At 53.7% G+C, this 20,066-nt stretch carries 17 protein-coding genes; 3 read left to right on the top strand and 14 right to left on the bottom strand.

Going from position 1 to position 20,066, the window contains the following annotated elements; all coding sequences use genetic code 11:
• The 8 genes from NA624_RS18175 to napF form a co-directional block, all read right to left on the bottom strand.
• Positions 1-131: ATP-binding cassette domain-containing protein (locus tag NA624_RS18175; protein ID WP_119757578.1), on the bottom strand; the 131-nt coding region annotated here is incomplete at its 3' end.
• Between the two features lie 20 nt (positions 132-151).
• Positions 152-754, bottom strand: a complete 603-nt coding sequence (gene napC / locus NA624_RS18170; RefSeq protein WP_000431778.1) for a cytochrome c-type protein NapC — start codon at positions 752-754, stop codon at positions 152-154.
• 9 nt (positions 755-763) lie between these two features.
• Positions 764-1,213, bottom strand: coding sequence for a nitrate reductase cytochrome c-type subunit (napB, locus tag NA624_RS18165; protein WP_000835182.1), 450 nt, complete (start codon positions 1,211-1,213; stop codon positions 764-766).
• A gap of 115 nt (positions 1,214-1,328) precedes the next feature.
• Complete coding sequence (gene napH, locus NA624_RS18160; RefSeq protein WP_000013483.1) at positions 1,329-2,198, bottom strand: quinol dehydrogenase ferredoxin subunit NapH; 870 nt, start codon at positions 2,196-2,198, stop codon at positions 1,329-1,331.
• The gene (napG, locus tag NA624_RS18155) at positions 2,185-2,880 is read right to left on the bottom strand and encodes a ferredoxin-type protein NapG (RefSeq protein WP_000091679.1); all 696 of its coding nucleotides are present in this window, start codon (positions 2,878-2,880) and stop codon (positions 2,185-2,187) included. The genes napH and napG overlap by 14 nt, the downstream gene beginning before the upstream one ends.
• Positions 2,881-2,886: 6 nt before the next feature.
• The gene (gene napA, locus NA624_RS18150; protein WP_000778099.1) at positions 2,887-5,373 is read right to left on the bottom strand and encodes a nitrate reductase catalytic subunit NapA; all 2,487 of its coding nucleotides are present in this window, start codon (positions 5,371-5,373) and stop codon (positions 2,887-2,889) included.
• The gene (napD, locus tag NA624_RS18145; protein WP_001260058.1) at positions 5,370-5,633 is read right to left on the bottom strand and encodes a chaperone NapD; all 264 of its coding nucleotides are present in this window, start codon (positions 5,631-5,633) and stop codon (positions 5,370-5,372) included. The genes napA and napD overlap by 4 nt, the downstream gene beginning before the upstream one ends.
• Positions 5,623-6,114, bottom strand: coding sequence for a ferredoxin-type protein NapF (gene napF / locus NA624_RS18140; RefSeq protein ID WP_000228076.1), 492 nt, complete (start codon positions 6,112-6,114; stop codon positions 5,623-5,625). Before napF ends, napD begins: the two co-directional genes overlap by 11 nt.
• Positions 6,115-6,527: 413 nt before the next feature.
• On the opposite strand from napF, the gene eco reads away from it, so the two are divergent.
• On the top strand, positions 6,528-7,022 hold the full coding sequence (eco, locus tag NA624_RS18135) for a serine protease inhibitor ecotin (RefSeq protein WP_001550295.1): 495 nt from the start codon (positions 6,528-6,530) through the stop codon (positions 7,020-7,022).
• 208 nt (positions 7,023-7,230) lie between these two features.
• On the opposite strand, the gene NA624_RS18130 is transcribed toward eco, so the two are convergent.
• The 5 genes from NA624_RS18130 to NA624_RS18110 form a co-directional block, all read right to left on the bottom strand.
• The gene (locus NA624_RS18130) at positions 7,231-8,874 is read right to left on the bottom strand and encodes a multidrug ABC transporter permease/ATP-binding protein (RefSeq protein ID WP_000421586.1); all 1,644 of its coding nucleotides are present in this window, start codon (positions 8,872-8,874) and stop codon (positions 7,231-7,233) included.
• A gap of 75 nt (positions 8,875-8,949) precedes the next feature.
• Positions 8,950-9,600, bottom strand: a complete 651-nt coding sequence (alkB, locus tag NA624_RS18125) for a DNA oxidative demethylase AlkB (RefSeq protein WP_000884989.1) — start codon at positions 9,598-9,600, stop codon at positions 8,950-8,952.
• 2 nt (positions 9,601-9,602) lie between these two features.
• Positions 9,603-10,664 carry a bifunctional DNA-binding transcriptional regulator/O6-methylguanine-DNA methyltransferase Ada gene (gene ada / locus NA624_RS18120; RefSeq protein ID WP_000975966.1) on the bottom strand — a complete coding sequence of 354 codons (1,062 nt, stop codon included), beginning with the start codon at positions 10,662-10,664 and terminating at the stop codon, positions 9,603-9,605.
• An 80-nt stretch (positions 10,665-10,744) separates the two neighbouring features.
• Positions 10,745-11,797 carry an FAD:protein FMN transferase ApbE gene (gene apbE / locus NA624_RS18115; RefSeq protein ID WP_000784299.1) on the bottom strand — a complete coding sequence of 351 codons (1,053 nt, stop codon included), beginning with the start codon at positions 11,795-11,797 and terminating at the stop codon, positions 10,745-10,747.
• A 114-nt stretch (positions 11,798-11,911) separates the two neighbouring features.
• A complete protein-coding gene (locus NA624_RS18110) occupies positions 11,912-13,048 on the bottom strand; it encodes a porin OmpC (RefSeq protein ID WP_000865520.1) in 1,137 nt (378 codons plus the stop codon).
• 727 nt (positions 13,049-13,775) lie between these two features.
• On the opposite strand from NA624_RS18110, the gene rcsD reads away from it, so the two are divergent.
• Both rcsD and rcsB read left to right on the top strand, forming a co-directional pair.
• On the top strand, positions 13,776-16,445 hold the full coding sequence (gene rcsD / locus NA624_RS18105) for a phosphotransferase RcsD (protein WP_000083205.1): 2,670 nt from the start codon (positions 13,776-13,778) through the stop codon (positions 16,443-16,445).
• Positions 16,446-16,461: 16 nt separating this feature from the next.
• The gene (gene rcsB / locus NA624_RS18100; protein ID WP_001061919.1) at positions 16,462-17,112 is read left to right on the top strand and encodes a response regulator transcription factor RcsB; all 651 of its coding nucleotides are present in this window, start codon (positions 16,462-16,464) and stop codon (positions 17,110-17,112) included.
• 102 nt (positions 17,113-17,214) lie between these two features.
• Here the strand turns inward: rcsB and rcsC are convergent, their stop codons facing one another.
• Entirely contained in the window at positions 17,215-20,061 is a 2,847-nt protein-coding gene (gene rcsC, locus NA624_RS18095; protein ID WP_000876070.1) for a two-component system sensor histidine kinase RcsC, read from the bottom strand.
• Positions 20,062-20,066: the final 5 nt, after the last annotated feature.

Raw genomic sequence — 20,066 nt, 5'->3', positions numbered from 1 at the left:
AGCAGGGTGGTTTTTCCGGCGCCGTTGCCGCCGGTGACCTGCACCCACTCCCCGGCCTCCACGGTGAACGACAGCCCACTGAACAGCGTCCTCTCGTCCCGCTCGCAGTACAGATCTCTGGCTTCAAGCATTCCCACTCATCAACGTCCTGTCAGAAACCTGGTTTAACATCACGCATATCCGGCAGTTTATGCGCGATCCCTTTGTGGCAATCGATACAGGTCTGTCCGTCTTTGACCGCCTGATCGTGCATTTTCGCCGCGACGCCTTTTTGCGCGGTCAGATCCATAAAATCGAAATTGTGGCAGTTACGGCATTCCTGCGAGTTGTTGTCTTTCATGCGCCGCCACTCATTTTGTGCCATTGTCAGGCGATGAGCTTCAAATTTCTGCGGTGTATCTATCAGCCCAAATACCTTCGCGTACAGCTCTTTACTGGCTTTGATCTTACGGATCATCTTCGGCCCCCACTCATGCGGCACATGGCAGTCAGGACAGGTGGCACGAACGCCGCTACGGTTGTTGTAGTGGACGGTTTCCATATACTCCTCATACACCGTGTTGCGCATTTCATGGCAGCTAATACAAAACTCTTCGGTGTTAGCCTTTTCCATTCCGGTATTGAAGCCGCCCCAGAAGATGATGCCGCCGATAAAACCGATTAACAGCAGCGTCCCCAACGCCAGGCGGCTGGGGCTGCGCCACCATCGCCAGACGCGCTTTATCCAGCCGGGTTTACGGTTAGAATTTTCCATAATGACCTCTTATTTCCCGTAACCTTGCGAGGGGGTAAAGGTATTGTCGATAATCGGCGCGGTATCAGACTGCGGTACGTGGCACTGCAGGCAGAAATAACGACGCGGCGCGACATTGCCCGACACTTTACCGTCGCTGTCCATAAAGTGCGTCGGGCTGATACGCGGCGCGCCCGTCGTACGATAACTTTCCACGCCGTGGCATTGCAGACAGCGGTTGGTATTGGTCGTCACCTGGTAGCCCTCGACGCTGTGCGGGATCATCGGCGGCTGGTTGACGTAATTTAGCGGCATACGTTCCTGCTCTTTCGGCATACGAATCGCCCCTTCCTGCGTCCCGGATACTTCCGGCGACTGGCTCAGATCCACTCCGTTTGCCGCCCAAACCGCACCACTTACCACCAGGGCAAGCGTGGCCATCCATTGACACAGCGCTTTCATCAGGTCATGGCTTTTCATTGTTTCGCTCCCGAACTCCATCGCATTTACACTTCATCCTTCGAGCTGCCTCTTTGTTGGCTGCGCTCGAAAATCCCAGTCACATCGTTATCTATGCTCCTGGGGATTTCCTCGCTTACCGCCGCGATGCATCCCGAATGATGTTGTGTATCGTTATTGTAAAAACATCCTCAGAACAGACATCCACACAGCGACCGCAGGTCATGCAGTCGCGGTGAGTGACCTGCGCCGGGCTTTGCTCATCCAGCACCGGCGCACGTAGCACATGCGGTTCCGGGCAAACATGAAAACAATCCATACAGCGATTACATTTCTCACGTTTTTTGGCCGTCACGGTCACTACGCCTTTACTGCCCAGCACGCCATACAGCGCGCCCATCGGGCAAATATGACCGCACCAACCGTGCTCAACGACTAATAAATCAAATAAAAACAAAGCAATAATCAGAAACGCGCCGCTACTAAATCCCATAACCAGACTACGGCCTAACAGCGACACGGGATTAATCCATTCCCACAGCAGCGTGCCGGTCAACGCCGAACCGATTAACACCACCACCAGAAGGACGTACCGTATATGGCGTGGAATCGTCGCAGACTGGTTCAGGTCAAATTTCCTGCGCATCCAGTTAGCCAAATCGGTAACGGGGTTTAGCGGGCAAACCCAACTGCAAAATAATCGCTTTCCCGCCAGCGCATACAGCACAGTGATAATCACTGCTCCCGTCAGCGCCACGGTAGCGGGAAGATGTCCACTGGCGAGACTTTCCAGGGTAATCAGCGGATCGGTCAACGGGAGGGTATCGAACAGCAAACTACTGCTGTAGTTGCCATGCAAAACCCAAAAGCCCAGCCACGGGCCGCTGAGAAACATCCCCAGCACCATAAACTGGCTGATACGACGTAACACCAGCCAGCGGTGGCTACGCCACCAGCCTTTTTTCGCCAGCGCTTCTCGCCCGGCGTCGCGTTTACGATTTGCCATCTTTCCCCTCCAGCCAGCCGAAGCGGTAATGGTGTCCTAACTCCCCTTTCGCCAATGACAACGGCAACACTTTTATCGCTGGTTGCTCCAGTACGCAGACTTTTTCGCATTTGCCGCAGCCGGTACAGGCGTCGCTGTGTACGGTGGGCAGAAAGCGCGCATGTTTGCCGGTGCGCATGTTGCGATCCAGCTCCAGCGTGATGGCCTCATCGATTTTCGGGCATTCGCGGTAACAAACGTCGCAGCGCAGCCCCTGAAAGTTGAGGCAGTTTTCCTGATCCAGCAGCACCGCCAGCCCCATGCGCGAATCATCAATGGAGGCGATATCTTTATTCAGCGCCCCGCTGGGGCAGACTTTGGCGCACGGAATGTCTTCACACATTTCGCAGGGGATGTCGCGAGCGACAAAATAGGGCGTACCTGCCGATAGCCCGGAGGCCAGCGTCGCCAGTTTTAGCGTGTCGTATGGACACGCCTGAACGCACTGCCCGCAGCGCACACAGGCGCTGGCGAAGACATTTTCATTCAGCGCGCCAGGCGGACGCAGCCGCACGCCCGTTGCGCGCGCGGTTTGCTGTTGCAAGCCCAGCGCCACGCCAACCGCCGCCAGCCCGCCCGCAGTGCGCACAACATCACGCAGAAAGCGGCGGCGGCCATTTTGGGGTTTCGCTGTACGGGACATAACGCGTTACACCTTCGCCAGCTTAACGGCGCACTTCTTGAAGTCCGTCTCTTTAGAGAGCGGGTCCGTCGCATCCAGCGTCAGGTTGTTCACTAGCTGAGCGGCATCGAAGAACGGCATATACACCAGTCCCTGCGGCGGACGGTTACGTCCACGCGTTTCGACAATCGAAATCACTTCGCCGCGGCGGGACGACACTTTAACCTTATCCCCACGACGCAGATCGCGCGCTTTCGCATCCAGCGGGTGAATAAAGACCACCGCTTCCGGGAAGGCGCGATGCAATTCAGGCACGCGGCGCGTCATACTGCCGGTATGCCAGTGTTCCAGCACGCGACCGGTGGAAAGCCACAGATCGTACTCGTTGTCCGGCGACTCCGCCGCGGGTTCAAATGGCAGCGCGAAGATCACCGCTTTGCCATCCGGTTTACCGTAGAATTTGTACCCTTCCCCCGCTTTTACATACGGGTCGTTGCCTTCGCTGTAACGCCATTGCGTCTCTTTGCCTTCGACGACCGGCCAGCGCAGACCGCGCGCGTTGTGGTAATCGTCGAACGGCGCCAGATCGTGACCATGGCCACGTCCAAACCAGGCATATTCTTCAAACAACCCTTTTTGCAGATAGAAGCCCAGCTCACGAGACTCATCGTTTAACTGCTCCTCTTTCAGCTCGCTCAGCGGGAATTTGCTGACCGCCGGCGTGGCGAACAGAACGTCATACAGCGTTTTACCGCGCAGCTCCGGCTTCTGGGCCAGCAACGCCTCCGGCCAGACCTCCTCGGTTTTAAAACGACGGGAGAACTGCACCAGTTGCCAGAGGTCGGATTTAGCTTCGCCCGGCGCTTTAATTTGCTGACGCCAGAACTGCGTGCGGCGTTCGGCGTTGCCGTAAGCGCCTTCTTTCTCAACCCACATGGCGGTCGGCAGGATCAGATCCGCAGACAGCGCGCTCACCGTCGGGTAAGGATCGGAGACAATGATGAAGTTACGCGGATCGCGCCAGCCCGGCATCCGATCTTCATTGATGTTCGGCCCGGCCTGCATATTGTTATTACACATTACCCAGTAGACGTTCAGCTTGCCGTCTTTCAACGCGCGATCCTGCGCCACCGCGTGTAAACCCACTTTTGCCGGAATAGTGCCAGCAGGGATCTGCCAGTGTTTTTCGCAGATATCACGGTGTTTTTCGTTCGTCACGACCATGTCTGCGGGCAGACGGTGTGAGAAGGTTCCCACTTCACGCGCCGTACCGCAGGCGGAAGGCTGGCCGGTCAGCGAGAAAGGACCACAGCCAGGCTGGGAGATTTTTCCGGTCAGCAGATGGAGGTTGTAAACCAGGTTATTCGCCCACACGCCACGGGTATGCTGGTTAAAACCCATCGTCCAGTAAGAGATCACGCGCTTATTCGGATCGGCGTAGAGCTGTGCCAACTGTTCCAGCTGATCTTTCGGCACGCCGGTCATTTCAGCGGTCTTGTCCAGCGTATATTCCGCCACGAAGGCTTTATACTCGTCGAAGCTCATCGGCTCGGAAGCATCGGAGCCCGGATTCTTCGCCGCTTTTTCCAGCGGGTGCGTCGGGCGTAAGCCGTAGCCGATATCCGTCGCCCCTTTACGCAGATTCACATGCTTTGTGAAGAAATCCTGATTTACCGCGTTGTTCTGAATAATGTAATTCGCGATATAGTTAAGGATCACCAGATCGCTTTGCGGGGTAAAGACAATACCGTTGTCCGCCAGCTCAAAGCTACGGTGCTGGAAGGTGGAGAGGACAGCGACTTTCACATTCGGGTCGGACAAACGGCGGTTAGTGATGCGCGACCATAAAATCGGGTGCATCTCCGCCATGTTGGAACCCCACAGCACAAACGCATCGGCCTGCTCAATATCGTCGTAGCAGCCCATCGGTTCATCCATGCCAAAGGTGCGCATAAAGCCCACCACCGCCGAGGCCATGCAGTGACGCGCATTCGGGTCAATGTTGTTAGAGCGGAAACCAGCCTTGAACAGTTTCGCGGCGGCATAGCCTTCCCAGATGGTCCATTGACCCGATCCAAACATGCCGATCGCTTCTGGTCCTTTCTCTTTCAGAGAGGTTTTAAACTTCTCTTCCATCACATCGAAGGCCTGTTCCCAGCTCACCGGCGTAAACTCGCCGTCTTTGTGATAGCTGCCGTCTTTCATGCGCAGCATCGGCTGCGTCAGACGATCTTTACCGTACATGATTTTGGGCAGGAAGTAGCCTTTAATGCAGTTCAGACCACGGTTGACCGGCGCGTCGGGGTCGCCCTGGCAGGCGACCACACGGCCCTGCTGCGTGCCCACTAACACACCGCAACCCGTTCCGCAAAAACGGCACGGCGCTTTATCCCATTTGATGGCTTCCTGCTGCCCGACAACGGCGCGGGCGACGCCCGGCACGCTCAGACCGGCAGCCGCCGCAGCGGCCGCAACGGCGTTAGCTTTCATAAAGCTACGACGACTGAGTTTCATGGTGTTTCCTCACCTTGCTCATCCTGCTGGTGATAAACCAGCGACACCGCCAGTACGCCCTCGACATTGCGTACTGACTCAATTGTTTGCATCAGCGTTTCACTCTGATCTGCTTCCGCCACCACGATCAGTTGCCCGCTTTCAACGTCGCTTAACGCGACTTCGCAACCCGGCAACGTGTTCAACTGTGTGCCAATGGCGGCGATGTTCTGACTTTTGGCCTGCACGACCAGGCTACAGACCTGCCAGTTAGTGCGCATGGTGGTTCTCCGCTTTGATGGCTGACACGGGACAGATAGCCACACACGCCCCGCATCCGTTACAGGCCTGCGAGTCAAGCTGCGGCTGGTAAATACCGGATAGCGTGGGACGAAAGGTAATGGCCATAGGTTCACAACTGTCCTGGCAACGATGGCATTCAACCGATTGCCTGGCGAGGCAGTTTTCCGTGAGTGTAAAAATCAGATCCCAGGCCCTGGTGTGGCGCGGAAGAAAAAGCGATTCAGTACAGGCCTGCGCGCAGGCATAACAAAAGCTGCACTCGCCCCGTTTGAAATCTACGCTCGGATATCCCCCCGTCCCTCGCTGCAGGATGTCGGCCTCACACGCCTGGATGCAGGCGTCGCAACGCAGACAATGTGCGAGAAAATAGGTTGTTTCTCTGGTCCACGGCGGAAGAATCCCATTGCTGGCGTTGCGCCAACTGCCGGTCAACATGCTTCGACGGGATAAATCAACCATGATATCGCCCTTCCATAACGACACGCTTCCATAGGGAGTGAATACCAATAAAAACCGTACAATTTATGAGTAGTTGTTTTTGTAAATAAGATATTTCAGGATGTGTAAGAGATGCATACCCCGATAGAGGTAAATGCTGTTGCCGGATCAAAAGAGTGCCGGGTAAAGACCCGTAAACGTGCTTTTTCTCACATTTCAATGAGTTATATAGATGCTTATATAACGAAAATCACTAATAGTTGATAATTTCATTTACATTATCAATATCGGAATATTCCACTATATAAAAAGATGATATTTTATTAATAATCTTGAAAATATGAGTAAATACAGATTAATAGATAATATGAATGTGTTAATCTGTTGTCAGTGCATACCGAAAACAGCAGAAAGGAAATACTGTGAACAATCAAATGAAGATGTTTGTCCCTGCCGTCGTCTTCGCCGCCCTCGCCAGCGCCTCTGCCTGGGCTAACAATAGCGATACCGCCCAGCCGCTGGAGAAAATCGCCCCCTATCCGCAGGCGGAAAAAGGAATGAAGCGGCAAGTGATAACCCTTACCCCTCAGCAGGATGAATCTACCCTCAAAGTGGAACTGTTGATTGGCCAAACGCTGAATGTGGATTGTAACCAGCATCGCCTCGGCGGCACGCTGGAAACAAAAACGCTGGAAGGCTGGGGCTATGACTATTATGTCTTTGATAACGTCACCTCTCCGGTATCAACCATGATGGCCTGCCCTGAAGGTAAGAAAGAGCAAAAATTCGTCACCGCCTGGCTGGGTGAAGACGGGATGCTGCGCTACAACAGCAAGCTGCCGATCGTGGTGTATACCCCGGCGAATGTAGACGTGAAATACCGCATCTGGAAAGCGGACGCTAACGTACAGAACGCCGTCGCGCGATAATGTTACGCTGCCCGGTCACACTTACCGGGCATCTGAACACGCCGGCTCACGCAGCGCTCCGGGGTTCTTTTTAAAACACGTCTGGAAATCCGCTCGCCCGCCGCAAAAAATACCCCGATGCCTGGTGGCGACGCGTGGCATCTTATCAGGCCTACCCGCGTGCGGACGTAGGGCTGCCATCAGGTGGTTCATCCGGCGCCATAGTCCATTACGCAGTACGCGCAACCGCATCACGCGAGGCGGCGTCACGTTCGTCGCCGGTGAGTTCGGTTAGCTGTCCGTTGCGCATTTCAAGCAGACGATCGGCATGAATAAAATAGTGATCATCATGGCTGATGGCGAAAATGGTTTTGCCCATTTCCTGCATTAACGGCAACAGTACCTGATAAAATTCCCGGCGGAAATGCGGGTCCTGATCGGCGGCCCACTCATCCAGCAAAATAATATCGCGCTCTTCCGCCAGCGCCAGCAGCAGCGCAATGCGCTTTTTTTGCCCTTTCGACAGTTTAAGATTCAAAATGCGCCCGTCGTTTAGCTCCAGCTTGTGCGTCATTTTCAGGTGCTCAAGCCACTTTTCGACCAGCGCGGGATTGGCGGGTTTCCCCTGCGGCCCCAGCAGGCGGTCGAATAACCACACATCGGTAAACACCGCAGAAAACAGTTTGCGATAATCTTCCGGCTGCCCGGCGGCAATAGGTTGACCATCAAGTAAAATCGTTCCCGATTGCGGCTGGTATAAACCGGTCAATAACATGGCCAGCGTCGATTTCCCGCTACCGTTGCCGCCAATTAAAAACAGCAGTTCGCCGCGGTGAATCGTCAGGTTGATGGGCCCCACGGAAAACGCGTTATCCTGATAGTGGAAAACCACGTTGCGCAGCTCCAGCGTCTTCCAGTCGGGAAAGGCTTTCGGCTGCGGAAAATCAGGCTTATACGGGGCTAGCGCGAATTTATTCAGTTTATTAAACGCCACCTGGGCGGTCAGTAGCGTTGGCAACGCCCCCACCGCAGACAGCAGCGGCGTGCGCAGGAACAGCAACGTCAGTGAATAGGTCGCCGCGACGTTGGTATCCGCCCAGCCGAGACTATTCGCCATCCAGAAGACCAGGCCTATCGCCCCCAGCATCATGATATTCGACCAGTTGACGGCGCTCAGGTGAAAAGTATCGGCACGGATAATGTGATAACGGTACTCTTTGGCGTCCGGGATATAGCATTGCTGAAAAATCTGCTCCGCACGCTCGCGGTTTAGCGTCAGCTCTTTGCGTCCTTCCAGCACCGTCTGATAGTCGTTGTACAGCTTATCTTCGGTCTCGCGCAGGGTCGCCATATGCTGGTAAACCCGCGCCACCAGCACAAATCCGCCCCAGATAGTGACCGCCATCCAGATAGCCGTAACCAGCAGCATTTTTGTCGATAGCATCGCCAGATACGCCGCCGAGCCGACGGTGAGGATAATGCCCTGCACCAGCTCAGGCAGACGCACAAAGGCGATAGTAATATTGCGAATATCGCTGGTCAGACCGGCCAGTAAAGAGGCGCTGCCCAGTTGCTCAATGCGTTCAACGTGCGTATCCAGAATGCGCTTGATAAATTCGCTGCGCAGGCGGTAAACGAAATGGTGTCCCAGAGTGGTAAGCGCCAGTTGGGAACCTAATGTGACGACCATTAGCAACAGGAGCAGACCGAGAAATTCCGGCAGCACCATGACGGTGGTGTCCACCGTTTCAATCAGGCGCTGATTGATAAACGCGATCAGGCCAATCCCCAGCGCCGCGCTGGCGAGGCTCAGCGCCATCACGCTAATAAATGGCCAGCGGTACTGCCGCCAGACAAGAATAAGAAGTTCCATGCATACAACCCGGACCGATAATAACAGCCCGCAGTTTAACTAACTCCACCTGCACAGCAATAATAATTCTTATTTTTATTCTTTTTCAGCCGCCTGACGGAAGGTGAGATTGTAACGAAATTCACCGGTCATGGGATGAAAGCCCGCTTTAAGCGGCTGGATACCATGATAAAACAGCCGGGACTCGCCGCCCCAGACCACGATATCGCCATGCTCCAGTAAGATCCGCTGGAGCGGATCGCTGCGACGCAGGCCGCCAAACTGAAAAATCGCCGGCACCCCCAACGAAACTGAGACGATAGGCGCGCGCAGATCCGGCTCGTCTTTATCCTGATGCAGCGACAGTTTTGCGCCGGGCGCGTAGCGATTGATCAGGCAGGCGTCCGGTTGGAAGCTCGCATACCCTGCCGCGATTGCCGCCTGACGACATACGCTGGCAAACGATAACGGCAGCGCAGGCCAGGGTTTATCGGTCAACGGATCGCGCACGGCATAACAATAACCGTGACGATCGGTGGTCCACCCTAACGCGCCGCAGTTGGTCATCGCCACCGACATGGTGTAGCCGCCCGGCGTCACCATCTGACGAAACGGAGACTGACTGGCGACAAACCCGATATCGTCTAATAGCGACTGCGCCGCGCGAAACGCAAAGCGGCGCAACACCACCGCGCCAGGCGCCAGGGGCTCTTGCCAGGGCGCTTCATCAGCAAATAGATCCAGCATTGCTACTCCTCTTTTTGCGCTTCTCGCTTTAATAGCTGCGCTTTTCGACGCACGCCCCAACGATAACCGGAGAGCGCGCCATCACGACGCACGACCCGATGACACGGGATCACCATCGCCAGTTTATTCGCGCCGCACGCGCTGGCGACCGCGCGTACTGCCGTGGGTTTGCCGATAGTCGCGGCAAGCTGTTGATAGCTTACGGTTTCTCCGCAGGGAATTGCGCATAACGCCTGCCAGACCTGCTGTTGAAACGCGGTTCCCTGGATATCCAGCGGCAACGAGAGCAGCACATCGCGTGTGTTGATAGCCGCGACAACCTGCCGCACCCGTTGCTGAAAAAGCGCGTCAGCAGGTGCGTGGCGGGCCGCCGGGAAAAGGGTGTGTAATTCAGCCAGTAGCGCGTCGTCGCTATCACCGGGGAGAATCGCGCAAATCCCCCGCTCGCTCTCCGCCACCAGGCACCGTCCGTAAACCCAGTCCGTCAGCGCATAGCGAACGGAGACATTATCGCCGCCTTTGCGAAACTGTTTTGCCGTCATGCCCAGCGTCTGGTCGGCATGTCGGTAGTAGCTACTGCTATCCGGGAAGCCGGCGCGGTAAATAGCCGCCGTGATCGGCTCTCCTTTCGCCAACGCCTCACGCAGCCGCCGGGCGCGCCACGCCTGCTGCCACCCTTTCGGCGTCATTCCGGTGCTCGCTTTAAACAGACGGTGCAGATGAAACGGACTCATCGCCACCGCCTGCGCCAGAGACGCCAGCGTTACCGGCGTCTCCTGCTCAAGTAAACGGCAGGCACAGGCAATCTTATCCAACCGCCGTTGCTGCGCGCGCGCATTATCCGGCTGACAGCGCTTGCAGGGGCGAAAACCGGCGTCCAGCGCCTGCTGCGCGTTGGCAAAAAAGCGAACATTTTTACGTAATGCCCGCTTCGAGCGACAAGAAGGGCGGCAAAAAACGCCGGTAGTTCGCACCGCAAAAACGAAACGCCCATCCGCGCTGGCATCGCGCGCCTGCACCCGCAGCCAGCATTCATCATCGGTAAGTAACGCTTTTTTCATCATAGACTCCTTCATTAAGCATAGTGCTTGCTTACATGCAGTGTGTCCGTAAATCCGCCCACAAAAACCCGTAATCTTGCGTTTTAATTCTTATCGCTCACCAGGAACGTTTTGAACTGCGGCGACATCCAGGTTTTAAAGCCTTCACCTTCTTTCATGATCATAAATACCGCCAGCCCTTCCCGCCGCACGACCTCTTGCGCCTTTTGTGTACCGAGCACCATCAGGCCGGTGTCCCAGCCGTCCGCTTCCAGCGCCGTTGGCGCGATAACCGTAACCGATACCAGGTTGTGTTCAATGGGGCGCCCCGTTTGCGGATCGATAACGTGCGAGACACGCTTGCCATCCAGCTCATAATAGTTACGGTAGCTGCCGGAGGTGCTGATGCCATGCCCGTTGATATCCACAATCGCCTGCACCGCGTTTTCCCGGTCGGTCGGCTTCTGAATCGCGACGCGCCACGGCTGCCCCTGCGCATTCATCCCGCGACTGCTTAATGCGCCGCCCACCGAGACCAGATAACGCGCAATGCCCTCCTGCTCCATCAGACGCGCCAGATGATCCGCCGCATAGCCCTCCCCGACCGTGGAGAGATCGACATAAAGATCCGGAAGATCTTTTTGCAAAAACTGATGTCCAGCCCTGTCGATAACCTGCAAATGTTGCAGGCCTGTTTTCGCTTTTGCCGCATCGATTTGTGCTGGTGTTGGGATATGCAGCGGCTGCCGATCCGGTCCAAACCCCCACAGATTGACCAGCGGGCCCACGGTGATATCCATCGCGCCATCCGTCTTCGCGCCAATACGCAGCGCCGAGGTCACGATATCCGCCATGGCTTCGCTGACCGGCCAGGGCGCAAGACTGCGTGAATGGTTAAAACGCATCAGCGCGGAGTCATTTTTATAGGTAGAAAGCAACCAATCATCAGCATCAAGCTGAGTCTGGATTTTAGTCTGTAGCTCTGCGGCGCGTTTCGCATCGATGCCAACCACGCTCACCCGCCAGATAGTCCCCATCGTCTTACCTTCCAGCACCTGAGCGGCAGGTGACGCTGTTGTCGTTTCGGGAGCCTCATCGCAGCCCATAAGTAAAAAAGCCGCCGCCAGACACACGGCCCGGCAAAAAGTCATTTTCATCGCTGTTTATCCTCATTCGAATGGACGCAAGCGTATATCAAAACGTCGTATTTGTACGCCGGAATAAGGCATGAAAAAAGGGCCCGCAGGCCCTTTAGCAACATCTTTTGCTGATTAGAACTGGTAAACCAGACCCAGCGCTACGATGTCGTCGGTGTTGATGCCCGCATCGCGGGTAAAGTCGTTTTTATCCAGCAGGTTGATTTTGTAATCAACATAGGTGGACATGTTTTTGTTGAAGTAGTAAGTCGCGCCGACATCAACGTATTTTACGATGTCCTGGTCGCCATAGCTGGCGCCGTAGCCGTTGCTGATGTCCTTACCTTTAGACTGCAGGTAAGCCACAGACGGACGCAGACCAAAGTCGAACTGGTACTGAGCAACCACTTCAAAGTTCTGCGCTTTGTTGGCAAAACCGTAAGAGTCGGACTTATTGTTGCCGTTAGAGGTACCAAAACGGGTTGCGTTATAGGTCTGAGAATACTGCGCTGCCAGATAGATGTTGTTCGCATCGTATTTCAGGCCGCCGGTGTAGACCGTAGCGCGATCGCCGTTACCATACAGGCGAGCGTCAGCGGTGTTGTTCTGATCGGCAGTACGTTTAGACGTGGTGATAGCGCCACCGACAGAGAAGCCTTCGCCGATTGCATAAGTCAGCGATCCGCCGTAACCGTCGCCGTTCTGGTTCAGCAGGCTGCGACCGTTGGTGTTTTCACCGCTCACGCTGCCGTTTTTGCCCTGATACTGTAACGCGAAGTCCAGACCATCCACCAGGCCGAAGAAGTCGGTGTTACGGTAAGTGGCATAGCCGTTACCACGTTGCTGCATAAAGTTGTCAGCGCCGTAGGTGTCGCCGCCGAACTCCGGCAGAACGTCGGTCCAGGAGGTCACGTCATAGGTTACGCCGTAGTTACGACCATAATCGAAGGAACCTGCGTCAGCGAATTTCAGACCCGCAAACGCCACACGCGTCCAGGAGTCGTTGCTGCCTTCAGTCTGGTTGCCCTGAATCTGATATTCCCACTGGCCATAACCGGTCAGCTGATCGTTAACCTGCGTTTCGCCTTTGAAGCCGATACGCATGTAGGTCTGGTCGCCGTCGCTGCCTTTGTCGTCAGAGAAGTAGTGCAGGCCATCAACTTTACCAAACAGGTCTAATTTGTTGCCGTCTTTATTATAAATTTCAGCCGCATTCGCTGCGCCTGCCACCAGCAGAGCTGGTACCAGGAGGGACAGTACTTTAACTTTCATGTTATTAACCCTCTGTTATATGCCTTTATTGCTTTTTTATGCCACTGCTTACTGGTTAACCCTCATTAACCAGTCGGCAAGTCCATTCTCCGCAAAAATACAGAATAATCCAACACGAATATGATACTAAAACTTTTAAGATGTTACAGTTATCTACATAGATGTTTCAAAATATGAATTTTACGGAACTTTTTTAAAGCAAAAATCAAGTAAAAATAAGCACAAATAGACAAAATATATTCACGAGACTTTTAAAATCAATGGGTTAAATTGATGAAATTCATAGCACTGAATGATAAAACAGAATCTTCATTCGCAACTAAAATAGTGACCGCTATCATCATTAACTTTATTTATTACCGTCATTCACTTCTGAATGTCTGTTTACCCCTATTTCAACCGGATGCTTCGCATTCGGTTTTTTTTACCCTTTTTCAGACACACCCGGCAGATTTATGCTACCTGCCTAAAACTATCACGGTTATTCACTACTCTCGCAGCTCTACCGTTCGTAAGACATTAGCAAATAATTTCTTGATATTTAGTGCTAAACATTTATAAGTAGTCTTTATATTTGTGCCGTTCTGCGAAGGTTGTACGCTTTTTCCGTCCCGCCGACGGAGCGCGTGTTAAGTTGCCCGGCATGACGTAAGAGTCTGGAAATTCATTCATTACCCTTTATACTGCCCTTCACCTTCAGCGTTGCTTTTACAGGTCGTAAACATAAATGAGTCAGTCTGACACAACGGTCTCTACCCGATTCTCCCTTCTACCGGGAAGCATTACCCGTTTCTTCTTATTGCTGATCATTGTGCTGCTGGTAACGATGGGCGTTATGGTACAGAGCGCCGTCAACGCCTGGTTGAAAGACAAAAGCTATCAAATTGTCGATATCACCCACGCTATTCATAAACGCGTGGATACCTGGCGGTATGTTACCTGGCAAATTTATGACAACATCGCCGCGACCACTACGCCATCGACAGGTGAAGGACTTCAGGAAACGCGTCTGAAGCAGGATGTGTATTATCTTGAAAAGCCGCGACGTAAAACTGAAGCGCTGATTTTCGGTTCCCATGACAGCGCCACGCTGGAAATGACGCAGCGTATGTCAACCTATCTGGATACGCTGTGGGGCGCGGAAAACGTGCCGTGGTCAATGTATTACCTCAACGGACAGGATAACAGCCTGATTCTTATCTCTACCCTACCGTTGAAAGATCTCTCTTCCGGCTTTAAAGAGTCCACTATTGGCAATATCGTCGATTCCCGCCGGGCAGAGATGTTGCAACAGGCAAATGCGCTGGATGAGCGCGAAAGTTTCTCCTCATTGCGAAAACTGGCCTGGCAAAACGGTCACTATTTTACGCTGCGCACGACCTTCAATCAGCCAGGACATCTGGCGACCGTGGTGGCGTTTGATCTGCCCATTAATGATTTAATCCCGCCAGGAATGCCGCTGGACAGTTTTCGGATAGAGCCTGACGCAACCCAGGCGACGGGGCGAAGCAGTGAAAAGGAAGCGCCTGATAGCGTCACGATTAGCTTTAACGGTTCAAAAATTGAGATCTCCTCAGCGCTTAACTCTACCGGAATGCGCCTGATCTGGCAGGTACCGTTCGGTACGCTTTTGCTTGATACGTTGCAAAATATTCTGCTGCCTTTACTGCTGAACATCGGGCTGCTGGCGTTGGCGTTATTTGGCTACGCTACGTTCCGTCATCAGCCGGGACGGACGACGGAATCGACATCTGGCAACGCGGCGAATAACGAGCTTCGCGTCTTACGCGCCATTAATGAAGAGATCGTTTCTCTGCTGCCGCTGGGTCTGCTGGTCTACGATCAGGAAGGAAACCGCACCGTGATCAGCAATAAAATCGCCGATCATCTGTTGCCGCATCTTAACCTGCAAAATATTACCAGCATGGCGGAACAGCATCAGGGCGTGATTCAGGCGACAATTAATAACGAACTGTATGAGATCCGTCTGTTTCGCAGCCAGATCGCCCCCCGCACGCAGATCTTTATTATCCGCGATCAGGACCGGGAAGTGCTGGTGAATAAGAAGCTTAAACAGGCGCAGCGTTTGTATGAGAAGAATCAGCAGGGCCGTGCCGCCTTTATGCAAAATATCAGCAACACGCTTAAAGAGCCCGTACGCCAACTGGCGGTTAACGCCGCGGCAGTCACCACGCCGGAAAGCCTGAAACTGGCGGATCAGGCGGATGTATTGGTACGTATGATCGATGAAATCCAACTGGCGAATATGCTGGAAAATGACGCATGGAAGAGCGAAGCAACGCTGTTCTCCCTGCAGGATCTTATTGACGAAGTCGTGCCGGAAGTGCTGCCCGCCATTAAGCGTAAAGGGCTGCAACTGCTGATTAATAACCATCTTAGCGGCAACGATGAACGCTGGGGCGATCGCGACGCCCTGCGCCGGATTTTGCTGCTGTTGATTCAGTATGCCGTCACGACGACCGCTATGGGTAAAATTACGCTTGAAGTCGAGCAGGATGAATCTATCGCGGAGCGTCTGACTTTCCGTATTCTGGATACGGGCGAAGGCGTAACGTTAAACGAGATTGATAATCTGCATTTCCCGTATATGAATGAAACGCAGGGCGACCGTTACGGCAAAGCAAATCCGCTCACCTTCTGGCTGTGCAATCAACTGGCGCGCAAACTGGGCGGTCATCTCAACATTAAAGCGCGGGAAACGCTGGGCACGCGCTATACCGTTCATGTCAAAATGCTTCCTCACGATCAGCATACCCAGGTCGAAGAGCGCCTGCTGGACGACGTGAGCGTGATGGTCGATGTGACGTCCAACGAGGTTCGCGCGATTGTGCTGCGTCAGTTAGAAAACTGGGGCGCCACCTGCATCACGCCGGATGAAAGGCAGATAAGTCAAGAATATGATCTCTTTTTAACGGATAATCCGTCTAATCTTACTGCCTCGGGCTTGCTTTTAAGCGATGATGAGTCAGGCGTGCGGAAAATTGGCCCGGGTCAGTTGCGCGTCAACTTTAATATGAGCAATGCTATGCAGGAAGCTGTACTACAACTTATCGAAGAGCAGCTGGCGCAGGAAGAGATTCCCGCCTCCCCGCTCGGCGGAGATGAAAATGCCGAGCTTCATGCCAGCGGCTATTATGCGCTATTTGTAGACACAGTACCGGATGATGTTAAGAGGTTGTATACTGAGGCGGCAACCAGCGATTTCGCTGCGCTGGCCCAAACGGCCCACCGCCTGAAAGGGGTGTTTGCCATGCTTAATCTGGTACCCGGCAAGCAGTTATGTGAAACGCTGGAACATCTGATTCGTGAGAAAGATGCTCCAGGTATAGAAAAATATATCAGCGACATTGACGCCTACGTCAAAAGCTTGCTGTAGCAAGGTAGCCCAATACATGAACAATATGAACGTAATTATTGCCGATGACCACCCGATTGTACTGTTCGGTATTCGCAAATCACTTGAACAAATCGAGTGGGTGAATGTTGTCGGCGAATTTGAAGATTCCACAGCATTGATCAACAACCTGCCGAAATTAGATGCGCATGTGTTGATCACTGACCTCTCCATGCCGGGAGATAAATACGGCGATGGGATCACCTTGATCAAGTACATCAAGCGTCATTTTCCGAGCCTGTCTATTATCGTTCTGACCATGAACAACAATCCGGCGATCCTGAGCGCCGTGTTGGATCTTGATATTGAAGGGATCGTACTCAAGCAGGGTGCGCCAACCGATCTGCCTAAGGCGCTGGCCGCGCTGCAAAAAGGCAAAAAATTCACCCCAGAAAGTGTTTCTCGTCTGCTGGAGAAAATCAGCGCAGGCGGTTACGGCGACAAGCGCCTGTCGCCAAAAGAGAGCGAAGTATTACGCCTGTTCGCCGAGGGTTTCCTGGTCACCGAAATCGCCAAGAAGCTCAACCGCAGCATTAAGACCATCAGCAGCCAGAAGAAATCGGCGATGATGAAACTGGGCGTAGAGAATGATATCGCGCTGCTCAACTATCTCTCTTCCGTCACCCTGAGTCCGACAGACAAAGAATAAATCGCTTTTATGTTACCCAGCCTGATGGCGCTACGCTTATCAGGCCTACCAGTCGACTCATCTTTTGCAGGCCGGACAGGCGACGCCGCCATCCGGCATTTTTTATGCCCGCGTTTTACGTACCCGCTCGGCATACACCGCCAGCGTCTGTTTCAACACGTCCAGCGTCACAGGCTTTGACAAACAGCTGTCCATACCGGACTCCAGGCAACGTTGTTTCTCTTCCGCCAGCGCGTTCGCCGTCACGCCGACGACCGGCAGCGTCAGCCCAAGCTGACGGATACGCTGCGTCAGGCGGTAGCCGTCCATGTTCGGCATGTTCACATCGCTCAGAACAATATCGATAGCATTTTTACTCAGCACATTCAGAGCGTCCACGCCATCATTGGCTGTCTTACACTGATACCCCAGCGATCCCAATTGATCGGCCAGCAAGCGGCGATTGATAGGATGATCGTCAACGACCAGAATCATCATATCGTCATTTGAATCTGCGGTTTTATCCGTCGTCGGCAATGCGCTGGAAAGCGCTTCACTATCCAGCTCAATACTATAGATACGCGCCAACAGCGCGGGCAACTCATGCACCGACGCCACACTATGCACCCACTCGCCCGGCGCTCTTTCCAACGGAATCCCGATATGACGGCGGCAAAAGACGACCGCCGCCCTCCCCTGCCAGGTATGCTCCAGCGCGTCATCGACAATCAAAATATCGTCAGCAGCGGGTTCTTGCCCTTCATAACGCTGCGTATGAACGCCGCTACGCGCCAGACTGGTCTCAATAAACTGGCACAAAGAAGTATTGCGCACCGCCAGCCAACAGCAGGTTCCGGCGAGTCCTTCCACGCTCTTTTTCACAGGGTATTGCGCGCCATAAAGCGGGATGCGCAGCGTAAACTGGCTTCCCATGCCCGGCTCCGAATCGACGGAAATATCGCCGTCCATCATGCTGATCAATTTTTCGCAAATCGCCAGCCCCAGACCGGTCCCCTGAAAGTTACGCTGTACGCCGGTTCCCACCTGGAAGAAGGGATCGAACAGGCGAACCACCTCTTTTGCCGGAATACCAACCCCGGTATCCCGCACGCGAATGCTGAGATAATCCCCATCACAGCGCACATGCAGCACGATGCAGCCAATATCGGTAAACTTAATGGCGTTGCTCAACAGGTTTGAAATGACCTGCTGTAAACGCATCGGGTCGCCGTTCAGCGATACCGGCACGTCAGGCTCAATAAAACAATACAGGCCGAGCTGCTTACGCACCACCAGCGGCAGATAATTGGCGGTGATATGGTTCATCACCTCTCGCGGTGAAAATTCGCGCGGCTCAATCTTTAGCTGTTCCGACTCAATTTTCGAGAAGTCGAGAATGTCGCTGATAATTTTCAGCAACAGACTGGAGGAGTTATTCATCGCCGTGACCAGACGATCCACGCCTTTTGGCAACTCTTTGGTTTGCAGCAGATCGAGATTGCCGATGATACCGTACAGCGGTGTGCGCAATTCATGGCTGACCGTTGCAAGGAACATGGATTTAGACTGGCTTGCCTGTTCCGCCGCCTGCGCCATCTCCTGCAGCGACTCTTCCATTTTGACGCGCGTACTCACATCTACCAACACGCAAATCGCGACGTTTTCATTACGATAGCGGGAATGGACGAAGCTAATTTGCAAATTGGTATTATTGCTGGTCAATACATCAACAAAGTTGACCTGCTGGCCGCAAATGATTTGCGTCAGGCGCTGTCTGTCTTCATGCGTGAGCATGTTCAGGTAGGTGTGCGCCAGTTCGTTACTCAGAATATTGACGCCATCAATAGTGCGCAGAATACAGATCCCCACCGGCGCGGAGGCGACGATTTTACGGTTGAACTGTTCATGTTCTTCCAGACGCTGGGCATCGCTCTCCGCCGGAATAAAAATTCGCCGCTCATACATCCGCGCAAGCGTAAACAGCCCTGCGCCCACCAGCACGTTCAGCAGGATAGCGTTCAGGATAAGAATACGAATACGCTCCAGGACTAAATCTACAGGCACAGAATAGACAATACTGAGCGAGGAAGGCGGCAGGCTTTTTTTGAGTACCAGTTCGCGAAAACCTGGCGTATAACCAAACCAGGAGCGCTCCTGCATCCAGCGCGGCTCCGCTTTAATAATGCCGTCAGGACCGGCCAACGAAATCAGCGAATGGCCGTTCTCATCAATAATGGTGACGCCCATCGGCAAACTGCCCGGCGTGAAAAAATTTTCCATGCGGATGGACTGCTCGACGCCCAGCAGCGCCTGCAGACGGTTGGCCAGATACACCGGCGTCAGCGCATAAAAGTAGCCCACGCCCTGACGCGCGCCCTGGCTTATCCAGAAAAGGTTATTCCCACTTTCTTCTTGCGGCGCGTTGCGGTATTTCATAATCCGCTCATGTAACGCTTTTAACGCATCATCGCGCTCCACGGGCATTTCACGCAGGCCGAAATTCGCCATACAGAGGTTATCGCTGCCAATCAGGAAAACGCGGTTAAGATCATACGCCGCTGAAAAGTTGTCGCGCCAGTAACGCATAAACCAGGCCAGCGACTCCAGCGATCCGCGCCATGCGGAGCCCATCGCCGCACAGTCTGAGTCGGCGAATAGCGGTTCAAAGTCCGGCACCACCATTTTGTCATCACGCGCACGCGACGACATAACGCCGTTTTCCGCCGTTAAACGGTTCTCGGCAATATATTTGAGCTCTTTCATCACATCCGATGTGCGCTGGATAAAACGCTGCGCCTGATCGGAGCTAAGGTTGAACTCCTGACGAATTTCAGATTCCCGCTGGTGCAGGGCATTGACGATGTAAAACACCGAAACAAAGGCGATTAAGAGCCAAATGAGTAACGCTAACGCTCTGAATAAGTAGCGCGAGACTTTCAGCGTAGTTCGAAAGGAAGCAAGGTATTTCAAAGGGG

Origin of the sequence: Salmonella sp. NW38, assembly GCF_051807745.1 — a bacterium.
Taxonomy (GTDB): domain Bacteria; phylum Pseudomonadota; class Gammaproteobacteria; order Enterobacterales; family Enterobacteriaceae; genus Salmonella; species Salmonella enterica.
This window is presented reverse-complemented; position numbering and strand designations above follow the sequence as displayed.